This window comes from Christensenella intestinihominis (assembly GCF_001678845.1).
Lineage (GTDB): Bacteria > Bacillota > Clostridia > Christensenellales > Christensenellaceae > Christensenella > Christensenella intestinihominis.
Genome location: NZ_MAIQ01000003.1, coordinates 151,642 through 170,315 on the forward strand (window position 1 = coordinate 151,642; position 18,674 = coordinate 170,315).

18 protein-coding genes are annotated in these 18,674 nt (G+C 56.5%); 1 reads left to right on the forward strand and 17 read right to left on the reverse strand.

Translation table 11 applies throughout. The features are described 5' to 3' along the window. Positions 1–87: 87 nt before the first annotated feature. Positions 88–2,193, reverse strand: coding sequence for a hypothetical protein (locus BBD38_RS05800; RefSeq protein ID WP_066685704.1), 2,106 nt, complete (start codon positions 2,191–2,193; stop codon positions 88–90). Positions 2,194–2,812: 619 nt separating this feature from the next. On the opposite strand from BBD38_RS05800, the gene BBD38_RS05805 reads away from it, so the two are divergent. Continuing rightward, positions 2,813–3,067 carry a TfoX/Sxy family protein gene (locus BBD38_RS05805; RefSeq protein ID WP_066685950.1) on the forward strand — a complete coding sequence of 85 codons (255 nt, stop codon included), beginning with the start codon at positions 2,813–2,815 and terminating at the stop codon, positions 3,065–3,067. Between the two features lie 76 nt (positions 3,068–3,143). Here the strand turns inward: BBD38_RS05805 and BBD38_RS05810 are convergent, their stop codons facing one another. From BBD38_RS05810 to BBD38_RS05885, 16 genes are all read right to left on the reverse strand, one after another. Then, positions 3,144–4,553, reverse strand: a complete 1,410-nt coding sequence (locus BBD38_RS05810) for a glutamate synthase-related protein (RefSeq protein WP_066685952.1) — start codon at positions 4,551–4,553, stop codon at positions 3,144–3,146. A gap of 30 nt (positions 4,554–4,583) precedes the next feature. Then, positions 4,584–5,126: a rubrerythrin gene (rbr, locus tag BBD38_RS05815; RefSeq protein ID WP_066685705.1), complete on the reverse strand. Its 543-nt coding sequence runs from the start codon at positions 5,124–5,126 to the stop codon at positions 4,584–4,586. Between the two features lie 19 nt (positions 5,127–5,145). Then, positions 5,146–5,535, reverse strand: a complete 390-nt coding sequence (locus BBD38_RS05820; RefSeq protein WP_066685707.1) for a Fur family transcriptional regulator — start codon at positions 5,533–5,535, stop codon at positions 5,146–5,148. Positions 5,536–5,691: 156 nt separating this feature from the next. Continuing rightward, positions 5,692–6,339, reverse strand: coding sequence for a CDGSH iron-sulfur domain-containing protein (locus BBD38_RS05825; RefSeq protein WP_066685709.1), 648 nt, complete (start codon positions 6,337–6,339; stop codon positions 5,692–5,694). A gap of 146 nt (positions 6,340–6,485) precedes the next feature. Next, entirely contained in the window at positions 6,486–7,430 is a 945-nt protein-coding gene (locus BBD38_RS05830) for a transketolase family protein (RefSeq protein ID WP_066685711.1), read from the reverse strand. A gap of 1 nt (position 7,431) precedes the next feature. Beyond that, positions 7,432–8,262, reverse strand: a complete 831-nt coding sequence (locus tag BBD38_RS05835) for a transketolase (RefSeq protein ID WP_066685713.1) — start codon at positions 8,260–8,262, stop codon at positions 7,432–7,434. A 21-nt stretch (positions 8,263–8,283) separates the two neighbouring features. Next, positions 8,284–9,333 carry a zinc-dependent alcohol dehydrogenase gene (locus tag BBD38_RS05840; RefSeq protein ID WP_066685715.1) on the reverse strand — a complete coding sequence of 350 codons (1,050 nt, stop codon included), beginning with the start codon at positions 9,331–9,333 and terminating at the stop codon, positions 8,284–8,286. Continuing rightward, entirely contained in the window at positions 9,330–9,929 is a 600-nt protein-coding gene (locus BBD38_RS05845; RefSeq protein ID WP_066685717.1) for a nitroreductase family protein, read from the reverse strand. The genes BBD38_RS05840 and BBD38_RS05845 overlap by 4 nt, the downstream gene beginning before the upstream one ends. Then, the gene (locus BBD38_RS05850) at positions 9,913–10,839 is read right to left on the reverse strand and encodes a shikimate dehydrogenase family protein (RefSeq protein ID WP_066685719.1); all 927 of its coding nucleotides are present in this window, start codon (positions 10,837–10,839) and stop codon (positions 9,913–9,915) included. The genes BBD38_RS05845 and BBD38_RS05850 overlap by 17 nt, the downstream gene beginning before the upstream one ends. Positions 10,840–10,857: 18 nt before the next feature. Further along, positions 10,858–11,331 (reverse strand): RpiB/LacA/LacB family sugar-phosphate isomerase, encoded by a 474-nt coding sequence (locus tag BBD38_RS05855; protein WP_082989515.1) that lies wholly within the window; start codon positions 11,329–11,331, stop codon positions 10,858–10,860. Positions 11,332–11,367: 36 nt separating this feature from the next. Continuing rightward, complete coding sequence (locus tag BBD38_RS05860) at positions 11,368–12,408, reverse strand: NAD(P)-dependent alcohol dehydrogenase (RefSeq protein ID WP_066685724.1); 1,041 nt, start codon at positions 12,406–12,408, stop codon at positions 11,368–11,370. Positions 12,409–12,421: 13 nt separating this feature from the next. Beyond that, positions 12,422–13,402 carry an ABC transporter permease gene (locus tag BBD38_RS05865; protein WP_066685729.1) on the reverse strand — a complete coding sequence of 327 codons (981 nt, stop codon included), beginning with the start codon at positions 13,400–13,402 and terminating at the stop codon, positions 12,422–12,424. Next, a complete protein-coding gene (locus tag BBD38_RS05870) occupies positions 13,399–14,955 on the reverse strand; it encodes a sugar ABC transporter ATP-binding protein (protein ID WP_066685730.1) in 1,557 nt (518 codons plus the stop codon). The genes BBD38_RS05865 and BBD38_RS05870 overlap by 4 nt, the downstream gene beginning before the upstream one ends. Before the next feature lie 12 nt (positions 14,956–14,967). Further along, positions 14,968–15,963: an ABC transporter permease gene (locus tag BBD38_RS05875; RefSeq protein WP_066685731.1), complete on the reverse strand. Its 996-nt coding sequence runs from the start codon at positions 15,961–15,963 to the stop codon at positions 14,968–14,970. A 148-nt stretch (positions 15,964–16,111) separates the two neighbouring features. Continuing rightward, positions 16,112–17,314, reverse strand: a complete 1,203-nt coding sequence (locus BBD38_RS05880) for a sugar ABC transporter substrate-binding protein (protein WP_066685732.1) — start codon at positions 17,312–17,314, stop codon at positions 16,112–16,114. 331 nt (positions 17,315–17,645) lie between these two features. Beyond that, positions 17,646–18,662, reverse strand: coding sequence for a LacI family DNA-binding transcriptional regulator (locus BBD38_RS05885; protein WP_066685734.1), 1,017 nt, complete (start codon positions 18,660–18,662; stop codon positions 17,646–17,648). Positions 18,663–18,674: the final 12 nt, after the last annotated feature.

Here is an 18,674-nt window from a genome sequence, read left to right on the forward strand (position 1 = left end):
ACCATATTTTTATGGGATAGTCATATAAAAAAACGGCCCCGTCCGCAATGGATGGAGCCGTTCCCCTTTTCCAGGTAATATACTTTGCTATTTCTCGCAATGCCGCCTTTTCCGCACCACTACGGCCGTTCCTGCCACGATCGCCGCTCCCGCAGCCACCGCCAGCAGGATGTACGGCGCCATATCCGCCGTATCGCCCGTCTTTGGCGTGCCCGCCGTTGACGGCGTTTCCGTGCCGCCCGCTTCCGTCATGCTTCCCTTTTCGGCCAGCGCGTATTTACTGAAGTGTTCTGTCTGGATGTAGGCCATGCCCTTATCCTCTGTCACTCCGTATTCCGCCGTGGTCTTATCGTCATTAATACGGTGCACCGCCAGCTTCGCCGTATCATATCCTTCCGGTACCGGGATGCCCACTACCACCGGGCCTTCCGGCTGTATCGCGTTTCCTTCCGCATCCACCAGCGTGATGTCGTACAGCACGAATTTGCCCGCCTTATCCTTCAGCAGTTCCTTTGCGTCCGCATACGCCGCGTCTGTTTCCGCAACCGGTTGCACAACCAGGCGCGCGCCTTCCGGCACCGCCGTGGTGTCCGCGTGCAGCGTTACCCCTGTCGTCGGACACTGGTAATAAACGTCCTTTTCAACGGGCTGGGGTTCGCCCGTCGCCGGGATCACCGTATCGGCAAGGCTGACCTCCTGTGCCAGCGCTTCATCGCTGAAATATTTCCCGCAATCCGGGCAATACCAATATTCAATATTTCCGGGCTCTATTGCCGTCGCTTCTTTTGCATCCACCCTGACGGCATGATGGGTATGCGTAATGATTTCATCTCCCGCCGCAACCGCAGACCCGTTGACCGCCACTTCGCCGCCGCCTTCATTTTTTACGGTAATGCCGTCCGGCATACCGGAAAGGCTTACATCGCCGGACAGGATATTGATTTCATCTCCCGCCGCGGCGGAAGCGGCTTTTTGGCCAATCCCTTCCGCGCCGACAACGTATGCCGTCTCGCCCGTGCCTGCCGCGGTAAATTTCGCTACCGTGTTGTCTTCCCCCGCCGGGACATAATCGGTGGGGTTCGCCTCATGCGTCCCGCCGGTGACCGCCAGGGCAGACGTTTTATCTTCTACGGTGCCCAGCGTTCCAAGGATACTGCCGCCCGTGGACGTTCCTCCGGCCACCGTGATACTCCCGGTTTTCCCGTTTTGGCCCTGCACCACAAAGGGCATTGCCTCCGCGTTCACAGCAGCAGTCGAACCTTCCGGGAATGTAATACTGCCTTCATTTCCGTCGCCGGTTACCTTCGCCACTACGCCGTATTTTCCTTCGAGCGTACCGCCGTTGACGATCGTCTCTCCATACGATATGACCGCCCCGGCAGCGCCGCCGTTGAACGTGCCGCCGTTGATTTCCGTTGTCGCTCCGGCTGTCGTGCTGATTGCCGCATTATACGCCGCGCTGCCCGCGCCGTTGCAGGCAAACGTACCGCCCTCGATGGTCAGGTTATAGCCCGCATTGTTGACCGCCGCCAGATACTGGCCGCCGCTGTAAATAACCGATCCGCTGCCCTTGATGGTCAGGTTCCCCAGGTTCGCGATCACGATGCTCGGCCCCGTGATGGTTTTTCCGTTCAGGTCAAGGATCATGCGGGGCTGCCCCGCGCCCAGGGAATATTCGCCGAAGTTAATATTTTGGCCCTGCCCCATCCCGATATTTTTAAGCAGGGTAACCGTATATGTCCCGTCGCCGTTCGCCGCAATGCTTGCCGCGCCTTCGCCCCATGCGGCTATAATTTCCTCATTTGTGGTTCCGGGCTTAAACGTAAACGTTGCCGCATCCTCCGCCGTATCCCCGCTGTTTGCCGCCAACAAGGGCGCAGGAGCCGCAAACATGGCCGGCCCTGTTGGTATGTCCGCAGACCCCGGCTCAGTTGTCTTATCCGGCTCTGCCGAAGGTTTTTCCTCCGGTTCTTCTCCGTCCATTACAGGCGTGGCGTCACATTCGCCCTCGTGCCCCGCTTCAAGGACGCATCCCTCCGTAAGCGCGCATCCCTCCGGGACGCTTTGGGATTCCTGTGCCGTCGGCGCGCTTTCCGTTTCCTCCCCGGCGAACGCGACGCCGCCGAAAAGCGTCAGCACAATTGCCATGCACAAAACAATACCCAGCCATGCTTTGCATTTATACTTTTTCATACAACACTCACTCCCTATTTATTATTTTATATTCACTGTCTTTTTTACTTTTTCGTTGACCACGTTTCGTTTATCTTTTATACTTTATATATCGGGATATATTTGCCAGCCCGGCCAAACCTTCTTTTCCAATCTAAATTCGCTGTGTCATTTTTTAATTCGCGGCGCAGCGGCGTGTTTATTGCGATAATATACATTTCATAAATAAAAACCGCGCAAGAATCAGGGAAATCTCCCACAAAAATAAATTTTTTTACTGATTTTGCCGATTTTTGTCAAAAAGTGATAATTTTGTCTTGTAATAATTGACAAAAATGGCTTCGAGATGCTATTCTGTCCTAGTAGGGTAATATAATTTTGTACCTTATAAAATTAGTTAATGTATATTATCGCAACAAAAAAGCAGGGGGGAACTTTCGTTCCGGCCTGCTTTTTATATGACCGCAATAATCCAGATTTCTTATACTACCATTTTTCATCCTTTCGTGCAACACGGTTTGTTTTTTGCAAAGCAAAAATCCTTCCCCATACGGAAGGCGCAGGGCTTGGGCGCGGCGTGATTGCCGGATTGCGTGTTTTCCAAAAACGTGCTATGCTTTGCAAAAGGAGGTGCATGCCAATGGGCGAACTCTCAAAATGCATCAACATCGGAAGCGTGCTGGAAGAACAGCTTGAGCAGGCTGGAATCCATACGCCGGAAGAATTGGAAAAGGCCGGAAGCCGCGACGCATGGCTGCGCATCAAGGCGGCCGATCCTTCCGCGTGCCTCAACCGCCTGTACGCGCTGGAAGGCGCAATACGCGGTGTGCGCTGGCACAGCCTTCCGCCCGAAGTAAAAACGGAACTCAAGGATTTTTACCAAAAAATGAAATAAGCGAAACCAAAACAGGATGCCCCGCGAAGCGGCATCCTGTTTTTCGTTCCCGTCTTACATACCCCGCATTGCCGCGTCATACGTGCCTGATGTCCGTATGGTCCGAAATTTCGGAGCTCAGCGTTTCAATATCATCCACGGAAAGCCCGTGGATATCCCCGTGCCCCGTGCACCGCGCAAACACCCGCAGCTCCTCCGCCGAAGCGTTGAGGAAATTTGCCACGCGCTGCGCTCCCTTGTCCACCAAAAGCCGCGCGCGCAGTTCCGGGTCCTGTGTGGCAATGCCCATCGGGCAGGTGCCCTTGTGGCACACGCGGTACCGCTGGCACGCAAGCGCGATCAGCGGCGCCGACGCCATGGCAACCGCGTCCGCGCCCATGGCGAGCGCCTTCACAAAGTCGCGGCTGGTGCGCAGGCCCCCGGTAATCACAAGGTCGATATCGAGTCCGTTTTCCCGCAGGAATTTCTTCGCGCGGTAAAGCGCGTACACCGTCGGCACGCTGCTCGCGTCCTTCAGGAATTTAGGCGAGGACCCCGTCGCCCCGCCGCGCCCGTCCACCGTCACAAAATCGGGGTGTGCGGGCGCAAGGAACGCAAGGTCTTTTTCAATGTGCCCCGCCGCGATTTTCACGCCCACGGGCCGTCCGCCGCTGCGTTCCCGCAGCTCCGACACCAGCCGTTGCAGGTCGTCCGGCGTATTGACCTCTTCAAAGCGGGACGGGCTCACCACGTCCTGCCCCACCGGCTTCCCGCGCAGTGCCGCAATTTCGGGCGTTACCTTGCCGCCGGGTAAATGACCCCCCATTCCCGGCTTGGTCCCCTGCCCGATTTTAATTTCAATTGCATCCGCGCCGCGCAGGTTCTCATCCGTCACGCAATAACGGTTGGGCACATACTCAAAGATATACCGGTACGCCTCCGCCTTTTCCTCCGGAAGGATGCCGCCCTCACCGCTGCATATGGCGGTTTTTGCCATTGCGCTTCCCTTTGCAAGGGCAATCTTGGTCTCCCGCGAAAGCGCGCCAAAACTCATGTGCGAAATATAGACCGGGCTTTCAAGCACCATCGGCTTCCGGGCGTTCCTGCCGATGACGGTGCGCAGGCTGACCGGCGCGCCGTCATCAAGCGGCGGGGTTGCAAGCTGCGCGCCCAGGAGCACGATGTCGTCAAAGCCGGGCACTGCCATTTGCGTATTCATGGGCTCGGTAATCGATTCGCCCGTTTCCGCAAGCGCGTGGATTTCGTCTAAAAGGCCGCCGTCATGATGCACGAACTCCTCCGGCCATGCAAGCGGGTCCGGGGCGCTTTTTTCCGGTTTTTCCGCGGCCGCGGGCGGCGCAGCCGCTTCCCCGTCCCGGCCTTTGTACATCGCCTTCGGCCCCATACACACGGGGCATTCCCAGCTGTCGGGGAGCTCGGAAAATAAAACGCCTTCCGCGTCCTCGTCATAGGTATTGCCGCAAAGCGCGCAAATATATTTTGCCACGATCTTCAATCCTCCCCCGGGTTCAGCCGATTAGTAGTTTTCCGCTTTGATCTGGAAATATGCCTGCGGGTGCGCGCACACCGGGCACATCTGCGGCGCCTTCGGCCCGATCACAATATGGCCGCAGTTTGCGCACTGCCAAATCCTGTCGCCGTCGCGCGAGAACACCAGCCCGTTTTCGAGGTTCTCCACCAGCTTACGGTAACGCTCCTCGTGCTCCTTCTCGATCTTCCCGACCATCTCGAACAGGAACGCAATGCGGTCAAAGCCTTCCTCTTTTGCTTCCTTGGCGAAGGTGGCGTACATATCCGTCCATTCGTAATTTTCACCGTCCGCCGCATCCTTGAGGTTCGCAGCCGTATCCGGGATATCGCCCTCGTGCAAAAGCTTAAACCAGATTTTCGCGTGCTCCTTTTCGTTTCCGGCCGTCTCCTCAAAAATAGAGGCAATTTGGTTCAGGCCCTCTTTCCGCGCCTTGGACGCATAATAGGTATATTTGTTCCTCGCCTGTGATTCCCCCGCAAATGCCGCCTGCAGGTTCGCTTCCGTTTTTGTTCCCTTTAAATTTTCCATTCTGATCGACCCCTTTTCTTTAATTTGTTTTCTTTATCTTGCAGCCGGGGCAGAGCCCGGCAAATACAATCTCATGCCCGTCCACGTCAAACCCGTGCTTATCCGTGATCCTGTCTTCCAGCCCGGAAAAATACGGCATATCCACGTCAAACACCCTGCCGCATTCCCGGCAGCGGATGTGGTAGTGCCTGTGCGTCACGGGATCAAAGCAATCCGCCCCATCCGGTATTTTCACGTGGGCAATTATTCCCTCGTTCGTCATTTTATTGAGGTTCCGGTATACCGTCGCCTTGCTGATTGCCGGGTGCTCCTGCGCAACCATGGCATACACCTCTTCTGCCGTCGGGTGATGCATTTTTTTCAGCTGTTCGAGTATGATGTTTTTCTGTAATGTATTGCGTGTTTTCATTTCCGTTTCCTTATCGATAATTATTATCAATTAATATTATATATCATTAATTTCATCTTGTCAAGCGTGGTTCCATATTATTTTTAAAAAACAAAAAAGGCTGTCCGGCCGTATAGGGCCGGGCAGCCTGGAGCTTTTCTGCCCACAAGGAATTTTTTATTCTTCTCCGCCGTCCATATGCATTGCGTCGCAGAAGGGTTTGTTGGCAGAGTTTCCGCACCGGCAGAGGGTCACGCGGTTCCTGACCTCGTATACCGTTCCGTCCTCGGCTTCGATCTCGATGCCGCCGCGCACCCAAAGCGGGCCGTGCATGCCTTCCGGCTCGTCCTCGACCACCGCAATTTCTTTGGGCAGCTTTGGCTCGATCTTTTTGCCGTCTTTTACGGCCGTAAGCCGCCCGGACGGGCAGTTGCATGCCTGCCTTACGGCGGTCTCCCCGGTTTCCGCATCGTTAATCAGCCGCCACGTGCTTCCCGCCGCGTCGCAGAACCGCGCGACCGCGCACAGGCCCTCCGCGTCCATCAGGTCCATTCCGTCGCCGCGGTAAACGATCGCCGCTTCGTCGTAGCTTATATTATCCGCCGTTTCCGTGCCGTCAAAGCCGTGCATGTGGCTGCCGTCGCAGAAGGGTTTGTTCTTGGAGTTTCCGCACCGGCACAAATGATATGTTTCCTCGGTTTCAAACTCCCTGCCGTCCACCCAGTGCGTGGATTCGCCCGCGCCGTCCGCGCCGATCTTCATTTCCTTCAGGGGCACGTTCCCCGTGACCTCATACGGTCCGTCCTTCAATACTTTGATCCGCATACGCTTTCGCTCTCCATATCGTTTTTATTTTTACCTATAACCGTGGAGAAAGCAAGGTAAACATGGAGTCTTGACGCAGGGCCGCGGACAAAAAAAACAGGAGCCGCGCCCGGTTTCCCGTCCGCAGCCCCCGCAGCTTTGTTTCGTTACTTTTTCGCAATCACTTTTTTAGCCGCCGCGGCGATGTCCTCCGCACGCATGCGGAACTTTTCCATCAGGAAGGGCATCCTGCCCACCTCGCCGAAGTGGTCCTGTATCCCGATATATTCCATGGGCACGGGGTACTCCCGGGCAAACGCCTCCGCAAGCGCGCTTCCCAGCCCGCCCACAACATTGTGGTTTTCACAGCTTACCGCGCAGCCCGTTTTCCGCACGGAAGCGATTGCCGTTTCCGTATCGACCGGTTTTAATGTATGCACATTGATTACCTCGGCGCTGGTTCCCTCTTTTTCAAGCAGCGCCGCCGCCTTCATGGCTTCCCCGGCTTCAATGCCCGTGGCGAACAGTGTCACGTCCGTCCCCGCGCGCATCACGTCCGCTTTCATCAGTTGGAACCGATATTCCGGGTCCGTGAAATAGCTCTGGGCCGGGGCCTTGCGGAACAGCCGGATATAGACGGGGCCTTCGTACGCAAAAATTTCAGGCATGGCCTTGGCCAGCTGGTCCCCGTCTACCGGCTCGAAAATAACCATTCCGGGAATGGAGCGCATCACGCCCACATCCTCCACACTCATGTGCGTGCCTCCGTTAAGCTCCGCGCTGATGCCCGGGTCTGTCCCCACAATTTTCACGTTCCGCTTTGCATAAGCAATGGAGATTGCCGCCTGGTCGCAGATGCGCCGCGTCACAAACGGGCAGAACGAGAAAATAAACGGCTTGAAGCCATAGCTCGAGAGTCCGGCCGCGATACACGCCATATTCGCCTCGGCAATGCCGACGTCAAGCGCGCGTTCGGGAAATTCCTGCTGCAGGCCGAGCGTCCCGTTCGCCCGCGCGAGGTCCGCGTCCAGCACCATCACCGTTTCATCCCTGCGCATTTCTTCTTTCAAAAGCCCGGCGAGTACCGCCCGCATTTCCATTGTTTCATACATGTCAGTGCACCTCCCCGAGTTCTTCGAGCGCCCGCCGGCGCATTTCCGGGCTGATTTCCACATTATGGTTGTTTTCCCATTTTTCTTCCAGGAACGATACGCCCTTGCCCTTCCACGTATGCAGCAAAATCATGCTTGGTTTGCCTTTCTGCGTCTTTGCGAGGGTGATTGCGCTGTCGATCGCCTCCACATCGTGGCCGTCCGCTTCGTATACATTCCAGCCGAACGAGCGCCATTTGTCCGCAAGCGGCTCGAGCGCGTTGACGTCGGCAACCTTCCCGTCAATCTGCATCTTATTGTAGTCCGTAAAGGCAATCAGGCGTTCCAGCTTTTTGTGGGCCGCATACATCGCCGCCTCCCACACAAGCCCTTCGTCTGATTCCCCGTCGCCGATGACCGCGTAGGTATAAGCGCCGTCGCCTTTAATCCGGGAACCGAGCGCCACGCCCACCGCGCAGGAAAACCCCTGCCCGAGCGACCCGGTTGTCATATCCACGCCCGGGGTGCGGTTCATGTCCGCATGGCTCGGGAGGTTCGTATTCGGCTTGTTGAGCGTATACAGCCATTCCCGGTCAAAATATCCCTTATCTGCCAGCACGGCATACAGCGCCGGACCGGCATGCCCCTTGGAAAGCACCAGCCTGTCGCGGCCTTCCATCCGGGGATTTTCGGGGTCCACGTTCATCGCCCTGTAATATAGCACTACCAGCGCATCCACGATCGACATGCTTCCGCCTACGTGTCCCACGCCGAGCTCCCCGATTTCGTCAATCGTCAGGTAGCGTATCTGCCTGCACTTATCCTTCAGCTGTTCCTTTACTTCACGTTCCATTCTCTTTCCCTTTCCGCCATATTATTCCGCTATTTTCAGGAGGACCTTCAGCGCTTCCCTGCGGATCACCATATCCATCGCCTTTTCGATTTCCTCAAGGGGCAGGATATGCGAATAATAATCCTCCGGCCGCACCTTTCCTTCCTGGATATACCTGATGTTTTCATCCATTACGTCGTATTCCCCATAAGGGAAATTCAGCATATGCAGCCGCGTATTGTTTTTGAGCCTGCTTACGTCGACCAGCAGGTCGTTATTTTTCAATACGCCCATCGAGCCGACGACGCCGTACGGCTTCAGGTATTGCGACGCCTGGATCACCACGCTCGAAAGGCCGACGGCGTCGATTGCAACATCGAACAGCTTTCCTGCCAGCGCCCCGGAAACGTCCTGTTTCAGGAAATTGACCGTCCCGCACACCTTCGCCACGCGCACCGCGTTTTCAAGCCGGTCTTCCTGCCCGTCTACCATTACAACGCTTGCCGCGCCCAGCATCCGGCAATAGGTCGCCACCGCGGTTCCCATCGGGCCCGCGCCGAAAATAAGCACGTCCTTGCCCGGGCCCACGCCAAAATTGCGCGCCGCGCTGAGGCTCTCGCTGAGCGAAAGGAGCATTGCCCCATGCTTAAAATCAAAATCGCGCGGCACCTGGTGGAATTTCTTATAGAAAGGCAGTTCCCCTGTCGTAAAGCCGTCCTCAAGCATCGCCTTATGGTCTGCCGCAAGTCCGTATTCCGCCATGCCGCCATAGGTTTTGGAATATCCGTTTCCCACATCCGGGCGGAGGTTGTTGTGGATAAAGCGGTCGCCCTTTTTGATGTAGCGCACCTTTTTTCCCACATCCACCACCTCTCCCGTCCCTTCGTGCCCGAGGATGGTGGGATAGGGCTGCATGCCTTCCTCTTCGGACAGCGTGCCGCGGATAATGTTGAGGTCGCTTCCGTTGCAGAAGCCGCAGTAGTGTATCTTAAGCAGCACTTCATAGTCCGTGCATTCGGGAACGGGCACGTCGTGCACAATTTTCACTTTGTTCGGCCCCGTGACCGCAACCGCCTTCATTGTTTTCGTCATTTCCGGTCTCCTTCCAGTATCCTGCACACGCCTTCCCTGCGCGGCGCGGCCGCGGGCGGCTCCCCGTCGGCATGCCCCACCGCAAGCGCGCCGCACACATCATGGTCCTGCGGGAGTCCAAGCTCTTTTTGTAAAAAGCGTTTCAATCCCGCGTCGCCGTTCAGCCACGTAAGCTGGTTGATCCAGCACGCCCCCAGGCCGAGGGCGTGGGCCGCGAGCAGCATATTTTCGATTGCCGCCGCGCTGTCTGCCATGGCATTTGTGTAACCGATTACATTTGAAACGATAATTAAAACGGGCGCAGAGTAATAAAATACATAATCCTCCTTTGCGCTGTTCCGTTTTGCCGCGAGCTTCGCGGGATACGCATCCCCGGAAAATTCCGTCCGCAGGAACGCTTCCTTCACCCGGCGGTTCAGTTCGGGCAAAAGCCCGCTCCCGCGCAGCGCGGTAAAGCGCCAGCTTTGGCTATTGCTTCCGCTGGGGGCAAAGGAGCCCGCGCGGAGAATCTCTCCAAGCTGTTCCCTTCCAACCTGCTCTTCTGTAAATTTCCGCACGCTCCTGCGCGAGCAGATCAAATCAATCATGGCTCCCATATCGTTTGTTCTTCTCCATCCTGCGGTTGCGCACCGACCTCATGGCAATGGCAATTTCAACCGCCTCCTCCGCTTCCAGCAGGGCTTCGTCCGGCAGCTTTACGCCAAAATGGAATTCCATCATGGCAAGCTGCTGCTGGAACAGCATCCCCCGTCCGTCGATGGTGGGCATTCCGCGCTTCTTCGCCGCCCCGAGGAACGTCGTCATGGGGTAAAGCACGTCCGCCGCGACGCAGCCCTGTGGAAACCGGGAAACGAATTCGAGCGAATCAAAATCCCGTCCATGCCCGCTCCCAAGGGAGGTGCACTGCACCGCAAGGGTAATTTCCGGGGCCACGGCGCAAAGGAAATCGTTTTCCAGGGGGCCGTAGCTGCAATCCACCCCATAAAGCCGCGCCAGCGTATCCGCAATGTATTGCGCTTTTTCAACCGTGCGGTTTACCACGGTGACGCTGCCGATCCCATATTCGCACAGGCTCGCCGCAATCGGCCCGGAAACCGCGCCCGCGCCAATCATCAGCACATTCCTGCCCCGCAGGGTGTCCGCCAGTTCGTTTTTGATGGAAAGCGCCATGCCTTCCCCGTCAAGGCCCTTGCCGACCAGCCTGCCATTCACAATATTGACGTGGTTGACGCAGCGGAACGCCTCGCTTGCGGGGTCGCATTCGTCAAGATAGTCGAGGATGTCCGTCTTGTGCGGCATCGTAATGTCAAACCCTTTTGCGTCAAGCGTTTTCGCCGCCTCAATAAATTTTCCGAGCTCTCCTTTTTTCACAACGGCCGGCATGCACACCGCATTCAGGTTCGCGAATTCATACATCGCGTTGTGCAGGTATGCGGCGCAGCCCTGGTCCAGCGGGTCGCCGATCTGGAAAAAAAGCTGGGTATCTGTGTTGTATTTCACTCTCATCGGTCTTACCTGATTTCCTTATTTAAAATTTTCAGCCTCAATTTCCGCGATCCGGTCAATCTGTTTTTTCAGGTTATTTTTGCGGGTCTCTTCAAAGTTTTCCGCAAATCCTGTGTTGATAAACGTTTCCGCCATTTGCAGCGTCATGTATTCGCCGAGGATATATACGCCGAGGCACAGCACGTTACAATCGTTAATCAGCCGGCAGTGCTGCGCCGAAAAAACGCTTTCACAGACCGCCGCGTATACGCCCTTGAACTTATTTGCCGTAAGGGAAACGCCCATACCCGTGCCGCAGAAGAGTATCCCGCGTTCCGCTTCGCCGCTTTGGATGGCGCGCGCCACCTCGCTGCCCGCCTGGGAATGCGCCTTGGGCTCGTCCGGGTCCTTCGTCCCGTAGTCGATCACCTCATGCCCGTCCCCGCGCAGCTTTTTTACGACCGCTTCCTTCAGCCGGAACCCAAATTTGTCGTTTGAAATTGCAACCTTCATAATTGCCTCCTAAAAATAAAATTGATAAAAGGGGCTTTACGCTCCAATTTTAACCAGTGTTTTCATCACCTGTTCCGCATGGTTTACCGTATAATCGAACGCCTCCTGGATTTGTTCAAATTCAAAAATCCCGGGGTCCACGCCTTCCAGGCTGATCTGCCCCGAATCGAGGGCCTTTATGGCGATGGGAAACATATTCCGGTAACGGTATATCGGGCGGATATCCGCCTCTTTTACCATCAGGCCCATCAAGTCGAGCTCCACAGGTTCCGTCACGTTGCCGACAAGGACAATATGCCCGCCCCGGGCCGCAAGCGCCCCGGCCTGCTGTACGGTTTTCGGGTTCCCGGCGGTTTCCAGCACCGCCTGGGCGCCCATTCCGTCCGTTTCTTCCAGCACAATCCCCGGCACGTCGCATTCCTGCGGATTCAGGGCGTAATCCGCGCCCAGCCCGCGGGCGCGCCGGAGCCGCGAATCGATCAGGTCGGTGATGAAGATTTTTGCCGCCCCCATTGCGCGGCAGGCCAGCATGGCCATGATGCCGATGGGGCCCGCACCGAGAATCACGACATTCTTTCCCAGGGCCACCCTGCCCGTTTTGGCCGCGTGCAGGCCCACCGCAAGCGGCTCGATCATCGCCCCCCCGATATCGGAAATGTTGTCTGTCAGCTTATGGATCATGCGTTCCGGATACCGCAGGTACCGCCGGAAACAACCGTCGTAGGGCGGGGAGGAAATAAACTGCATATCCGGGCAAAGGTTATATTTTCCGTTCCGGCAATACCAGCACTGCCCGCAGGGCACCCCCGGCTCGATCGCCACGCGGTCGCCCACATGGAGGCCGCGGACGCCCGGCCCGGTTTCCACCACCGCCGCCGAGCATTCGTGCCCGAGGACAAACGGCCTGTCGATTACCTTTTTACCAATCTTCCCGTATTGGAAAAAATGGACGTCCGATCCGCAGATGCCGACATACAGCGGCTTTACGACAACCTCTCCTTCTCCCGCCCTGGGCATTTCGCACGGACTGATTTCAATGGTTCCAAGTCCCGTCATTTGCGCCTGTTCGTTTTTCATCCCATGCTCCTTTTCAGCCGATTTTTACGCCGCGCGAATCCGACTTTGTCGTAAGGATCACCACAATCAATATGATCCCGTTGAACACCGCCTCGATCCAGAACGGCAGCCCGAGAAGGCTCAGCCCGTTAAAGCCGATGGCCAGCATCAGGATCGATACCAGCAGTCCGAGCACGTTGAACTGCCCGGCCTTGTGCGTCGTGATGCTGAGGAACACCGCCGCGTATGCGGGCATCAAATAGGATGGGCCGGTGGCCGGTTTTGCGGAGCCGGACTGCCCCAGCAGCATCAGCGCCCCCAGCGAAACGAAGAAGCCCGCCAGCATGAACGACATGATTTTAAGGCCCTTTGTGCGGATGCCCGAAAGGTAGGACGCCCGTGGCGCAAGGCCGGTCGCATACATTTGCTTTCCCATCGGCGTATGCTCCAGGAAATAAAACAGCCCGAACGCGCACGCGACAATAATCCAGATGGAAATATTGATGTTGAGGAATTTTTCCTTGGCGATGAACTGGAGTACCTCGGGGATGTTGCCCGTAATGGTGTGTCCGTCCGAAAGCGCCATGATAAGCCCATACATCACAAGCCCCATGCCCAGCGTAACCACCGTGGAATTCATTTTCAAAAAGATGGACAGCGCGCCGTTCACAAAGCCCATCAAAAGCCCGGAGCCAATGACCGCGAGAATGACGGCCGGGGCCGGCGCGCCCGTCTGCGCGACCACCGCGCCCACCATGGCGCAGAAGCCGAGCATATACCCGAGCGAGAAATCAAATTCGCCCGCAATCAGGGGGGACAGCGCCCCCAGCGCCACGCACAGGACGCCCACCTGCCCGACAATCAGCGCCGACCAGTTCTGCGCCGTCAGGAACGACGGGGACATCAGCCCGAAAAACGCCACAAACGCCGCGATAATAACCAAAAGGCCAAATCTGGAAAAAAAGTTCCATGTTTTATATTGAACGAATTGTTCCTGTCCGAGTTCCTTATTCATGCGTAACACCACCTTGCAATTGCCTGTCTTGTGAGCGTGCCGTCCTCCTGCTTCATTTCATGCACGATCTCTCCCTGCCGCAGCACGACCACCCGCGTGCACAGGCTCGCGAGCTGTTCCGGTTCGGTCGAAAAAATCACGATGGAAACGCCCATCGCGGACGCGTTCCTGATATCGGCAAAAATCTTTTTCCGCGCCGCAGGGTCCACTCCGTAGGTCGGGTCGTCCATAACGAACACGTCGGGGTGCAACTGCAGCCATTTCCCGATGATCGCTTTCTGCTGGTTCCCGCCCGAAAATTTTTCGAACGGCATATCGATAATCCGTGGACGCACGTCGAACTCCAGGATCGCCTCCTGCATCACCTGCCGCGCAAGTTTCCCTTTATGCCAGAACCGTTTTTCATTGGGAAGCAGCATGTTGTCGCGCAGGGATTCCGACATCACGCCGCCCTGCCGGAAACGGTCGGTCGGCTGGAGCATAATGCCCGCGCGGATCGCGCGCTGGGGCGTCATCTTCCGCGGAAGGCTCCGCCCCTTAACGGCGATTTCCCCGCCGCTGCGGCTCAGGCCGCCGCCGAGCACCATCGGCAGCTCGTTGACGCCGCTGCCCTGGATTCCCACAAAGCCCACGATTTCGCCGCGCCCGACCTCAAAACTGATTCCGTTGAGGTTTTGCGCGCAGAGTCCTTTTACGGAAAGGCTCGCGCCCGCATAATCGTCTTCCGCGTCCCGTCCGCAAAGCTCCCACAGCCGCTGCAGGGCTTCCCCGTCCTGCTTTGCGCATGCTTCATCCACAGGCGACTGGTCGCTGCGCAGCATTTTTGAAATAATAAAATCGTCGTCCGTTTCCTGCATCGCGCCCGTATAAATCAGCTCGCCGCCATTGAGGATCGTCACCTTGTCACAGATGGAGCGCACCTCCTTCAAACGGTGCGTAACCATAATCACCGGGATGCCCATATCGGCAACCTTGCGCACATACCCGAGGAATTTTTCCGCGTCCGCTTCCGGAATGGACGCGTCCGCCTCGTCGAGGATCAGCGCCTTCACCTTCTTCAGGTCGTCGCCCTTGCCAAGCGCGATCGCCATGGAAACCATGCCGCGTTCCGCCGCCGACAACTCGGCCACGCGCATCCGCGGCGTGAGTCCTATTTTGTAAAATTCAAACAGTTCTTCCGTATAACGGAAAAGGGCTTTCCAATCAATCCGTCCGCCCGTTTTTTTGGGATAGCCTTTAAAAAGCGCCACCGACTCCGCCACCGACAGCACGTCGATCAGCGGGGATTCCTGGTGCACCACCGTAATCCCTTCCTCGCGCGACATCATGGGCGTATCAAATTTCCCGAAATGCTTCCCGTCCACCAAAATATCCGCGCCTTTTCCCGCGTCGGGCTGGTAAATCCCGGTCAGCACCTTTACCAGCGTGGATTTTCCGCTGCCGTTCGCACCCAGCACCGCATGGACCTCTCCCGGTTCAAAACCGATCGATACATTGTCAAGAGCCGTGACTCCCGGGAATGTAACCGTTACGTTTTTCAGTTCAATAGACACAATCCATCCCCCCTATCTGCTTTCAGGCTGCTTTTGTACCAGCCTTCTTTGTGCCTTGGTGCTTTTGTTCACCAGGAATATCGCAACAATAAGAATGCCGCCGTTATACACAAATTCTGCCCACGACGGCGCGCCGATCATCTGGATTCCATTGGTCCCGACCCCGAGCAAAACAATCGCCAGCAAAAGGCCCGGAACATTGTAGGTTCCGAGCGAAAAAGACGTTGCCGCCAGGAATACGATGGCGTACGCCGGCATCAGCAGCGAAAACCCGAACGACGGGTTCGCCGCGCCCGACTGCCCGAGCTGGAACACCGCCGCAAGGCCGGTAAACGCCGCGGAAAGCACAAACGCCAGGATGCGCACCTTATCCGTATTGATACCCGCCATAAAGGCCACCTTCTGCGAACCGCCCACCGCGTAGAGGCTCCTGCCGAAGGTCGTATGGTTGAGCACAAAATACATGACCACCGCAAGCCCGATCAAAATCCAGAAGGAATACCCGATCCCAAGGAACTTGCCCTGTCCCATCTCCGTAATGAAATCCGGGATGCCGCTCGAGTGCACCTCGCCGTTGCTGATGGCCTGGGTAAGGCCGTTCATCAGCATCCCCACGCCCAGCGTGGAAATGAAAGAGTTGACCTTGAATTTCACGGTGAGGACCCCGCTCACAAGGCCGAACGCCGCGCCTGCCAGCACCATCGCCGCGATGACCACAAAGGCGTTCGCGCCGTTTTCCGAAAGGATAGCGCCCAGCATCATGCAGAACGACACCATATATCCGAGGGAAAGGTCGAATTCCCCCAAAATCAGGATCGACATCGCCCCGAGCGCCATGCATCCCGTCGTCACCTGTACGATCAGCAGGTTCGACCAGTTTTGCCCCGTCAGGAACGTGGGCGACGCAATGCTGAAAATCACGACCAGTGCCGCAAACACGATCAGCATGTAATAATTTTTGACCGAGCCCCTTCCTGAGGCTGCGTGTCCTTTCACGTTCTCATTCATAATCGCTTTCCTCGCAAATTCTCGTGCGGTGTTCCCGCTCTATTTCCGCGCAGGCAGCGCCTGCCTGCGTTTCATTCTTCTTTGCAAAAAAGACCCGGGCAGAAGGCCGCTTTCCGGCCTTCTGCGCAAAAGTCTTCCATATCTGTTTTTATTTCCAAAGCTCCAGGAATTTGTCTTTGTAGTCAAAGCTCGTCGCCCAGTTGCCCGCCTCGTCCGGCAGGTTGCCCGCGTCGATTACGCAGTAGGGTGTGTTTTCACCGTGGGGGGAATACAGCTCCTGGTCGTTCAGGAGACGGATAATCTGGTCCGCAAGGCCCCAGCCCATGTATTCCATGTCGTATGCCGCGGAGGCCGCTGCGCTGCCCGCGCGGATCAGCTCCTGCATCTGCGCCGTACCGAGTACGGAGCAAACCTTTACATCCGTATAGCCTGCTGTGGAGAGGGCCTCCGTCACCTCGATCGCCGCCGGGTCATACGGAAGGAAGATGTATTTGGTGTCCGGATTGGCCTGTAAATAACCGATTACCTGCCTGTTCAGCGTATCGCCGACCTGGCCGCCCGTGAAATACATCACGTCGCTGATTTCCATATCGGATTCATTTAAGGATTCGAGCACGCCCGCCTCCGTCATCATGCAGGACGGATATTCCTTTGCGCCGAATACGGCCACCTTGCCTTCATTGCCCGCATCCGCAACGATCCAGTCCGCGATGGCGACGCCGATTGCCTTATAGTCCACGCCGACGTCCAGCAGGAAGTCAAGCTGGCCTTCCTCAAGCTCTGCGGGTGTGTTCGGGTCGTCCGTGCCGTTTGATCCGCTTACCACCGGGATGCCCGCGTCCGCGGCCGCCTTCAGGCCCTGCTGTACGCTCGCCGCATCCACGGAGAAGCAGCAGATTACATCCGCGCCCCACGAAACCGCATCCATAATGCCCTTGTTCTGGTCAGCCGGATTTCCTTTTCCGTTATACCACTGCACTTCCCAGCCGAAGTTCTTACCGGCGTCTTCCACGCCCTGTGCCGGAACAACCGGCCCGTCGAGGGCGGAATCGCTCGGAACCAGCGCAACCTTAATGCCTTCCGGTGCTTTTGCCGGTTCCGTGGGGCCGCCGAATTCCACCGGGTTCGGCTGTACCGCCGCCGCGCCGCGGGCCGCCCAATCAATCCCGCCCGCCGCTTCCGGTGAGGAACCGGCGCTCTCTTCCGCCGCCTGCGTTTCACTTGGCTGTTCCGAAGCTTCCACGCTTTCGGACGGGCTTGCCGCCGTGCTTTCCTCAGCCTGCGGCGCACCGCAAGCCGCCAGCGAAATCACCAGCGCACACATCAGTACTACTGCCAAAACTTTTTTCATTTCATTCTCTCCTTAACTGGTATTTTGACTTCCGCATTTTCCGCGGAAACTTGATTGTATTGTAGGTTTTATCGGCATTTCTCAATTTTGTAATCGCTTACAAAATTGGGTCTTGTAATACATTTTTAAATTCCCAAGCCGGAATTTTTATTATCTCAAATTACTTTAATAAAGCAACTTCGAGACTGTCGTCCGATCTGTTTTCAGTTTAATAAAATGTAAAGGGTTTCATTTCTTTGGATTAAATGTATTATACACTAGGAATTTTTAAAAATCAATACCTTTTCGTGAAATTTTTCGCAGCCTGAAAAGCCTTTCCTGCCGCGGGAAATTACAGTTCCGGAATAGGGGCGCACGATTCGCGCTCTAAAATTTTCGGTTCAAAGACGACGACCCTTTCGGCGGGCTCGCCCTTTACAATATGCAGGAGGGTATGCGCGGCCGCCTCCCCCATTTCCTGCGCGTACTGCGCCACCGTGGTCAGGGCGGGATAAACGCCGAGGGAAATCGGCGAGCCGCTGAACCCGATCACCGAAATATCGTCCGGGATTTTCAGCTTGCTCGCATGCACCGCGCGGTATACGCCCACGGCGATCTGGTCGCCGGCGGCAAAAATGGCCGTAGGTTTTTCGTTCAGCTGCAGCAGCTGCAGGGCCCCGTCGTAGCCGCCGGAAAAATGGGGTTCCACCGTGATGCGGTACTTGTTCTGCACCGGTATCCCATAATCCCTCATCGCCTGTTCAAAGCCCTTTTTCTTGTAATAATAGGTGGTATACGCTTCGTCCCCGTTCAAAAAGGCGATCCGCGTATGCCCCTTGCGGATCAGGTATTCGGCGGCCAGGTATGCGCCCCTCGCTTCGTCGGCATGGATAGTGTAGAGGCTTTCCCCCTCGATGGGATAGTCGAGCGTAATGATCGGAATCTGCCGCGACGCCCCCCGGATCATATCGTTGCTCGACGCCCCGATCTGCCGCGCGCCCATCAGCACGATTCCTTCCACGCGCTTACGCAACATCATGTTGATATACGAGCGTTCCTTATCCGGGTCGGCGTCCGTAAGGCACACCATGATGTTGTAGGAATATTTTTCGAGCTCCTTGGAAAAGCTGTCCACGATGGACGGCGCAAAGGTATTGGTAATGTCCGGAATCAGAAAACCGAATACATTCGTATTCTTGGTAACGAGTCCCCGCGCGAGCGCGTTGGGCGCATAGTGAAGCTTTTTAATCGCCCGTTCGACCTCCGCTTTCCGTCTTTCGGAGACCTTTTCCGGGTTATTCAGCACCCGCGAGACCGTCGCCGTGGAAACCCCGGCCTCCCTTGCTATATCGTTAATCGTTGCCGCCATTCTTCCGCATCC

Excerpts from the sequence above, each read along its gene's own strand:
- BBD38_RS05800 (WP_066685704.1), bottom strand. The coding sequence starts at position 2,193 with ATGAAAAAGTATAAATGCAAAGCATGGCTGGGTATTGTTTTGTGCATG.
- BBD38_RS05805 (WP_066685950.1), top strand. The coding sequence starts at position 2,813 with ATGGGCGAACTCTCAAAATGCATCAACATCGGAAGCGTGCTGGAAGAA.
- rbr (WP_066685705.1), bottom strand. The coding sequence starts at position 5,126 with ATGGAAAATTTAAAGGGAACAAAAACGGAAGCGAACCTGCAGGCGGCA.
- BBD38_RS05820 (WP_066685707.1), bottom strand. The coding sequence starts at position 5,535 with ATGAAAACACGCAATACATTACAGAAAAACATCATACTCGAACAGCTG.
- BBD38_RS05825 (WP_066685709.1), bottom strand. The coding sequence starts at position 6,339 with ATGCGGATCAAAGTATTGAAGGACGGACCGTATGAGGTCACGGGGAAC.
- BBD38_RS05830 (WP_066685711.1), bottom strand. The coding sequence starts at position 7,430 with ATGTATGAAACAATGGAAATGCGGGCGGTACTCGCCGGGCTTTTGAAA.
- BBD38_RS05835 (WP_066685713.1), bottom strand. The coding sequence starts at position 8,262 with ATGGAACGTGAAGTAAAGGAACAGCTGAAGGATAAGTGCAGGCAGATA.
- BBD38_RS05840 (WP_066685715.1), bottom strand. The coding sequence starts at position 9,333 with ATGACGAAAACAATGAAGGCGGTTGCGGTCACGGGGCCGAACAAAGTG.
- BBD38_RS05845 (WP_066685717.1), bottom strand. The coding sequence starts at position 9,929 with ATGGGAGCCATGATTGATTTGATCTGCTCGCGCAGGAGCGTGCGGAAA.
- BBD38_RS05850 (WP_066685719.1), bottom strand. The coding sequence starts at position 10,839 with ATGAGAGTGAAATACAACACAGATACCCAGCTTTTTTTCCAGATCGGC.
- BBD38_RS05855 (WP_082989515.1), bottom strand. The coding sequence starts at position 11,331 with ATGAAGGTTGCAATTTCAAACGACAAATTTGGGTTCCGGCTGAAGGAA.
- BBD38_RS05860 (WP_066685724.1), bottom strand. The coding sequence starts at position 12,408 with ATGAAAAACGAACAGGCGCAAATGACGGGACTTGGAACCATTGAAATC.
- BBD38_RS05865 (WP_066685729.1), bottom strand. The coding sequence starts at position 13,402 with ATGAATAAGGAACTCGGACAGGAACAATTCGTTCAATATAAAACATGG.
- BBD38_RS05875 (WP_066685731.1), bottom strand. The coding sequence starts at position 15,963 with ATGAATGAGAACGTGAAAGGACACGCAGCCTCAGGAAGGGGCTCGGTC.
- BBD38_RS05880 (WP_066685732.1), bottom strand. The coding sequence starts at position 17,314 with ATGAAAAAAGTTTTGGCAGTAGTACTGATGTGTGCGCTGGTGATTTCG.
- BBD38_RS05885 (WP_066685734.1), bottom strand. The coding sequence starts at position 18,662 with ATGGCGGCAACGATTAACGATATAGCAAGGGAGGCCGGGGTTTCCACG.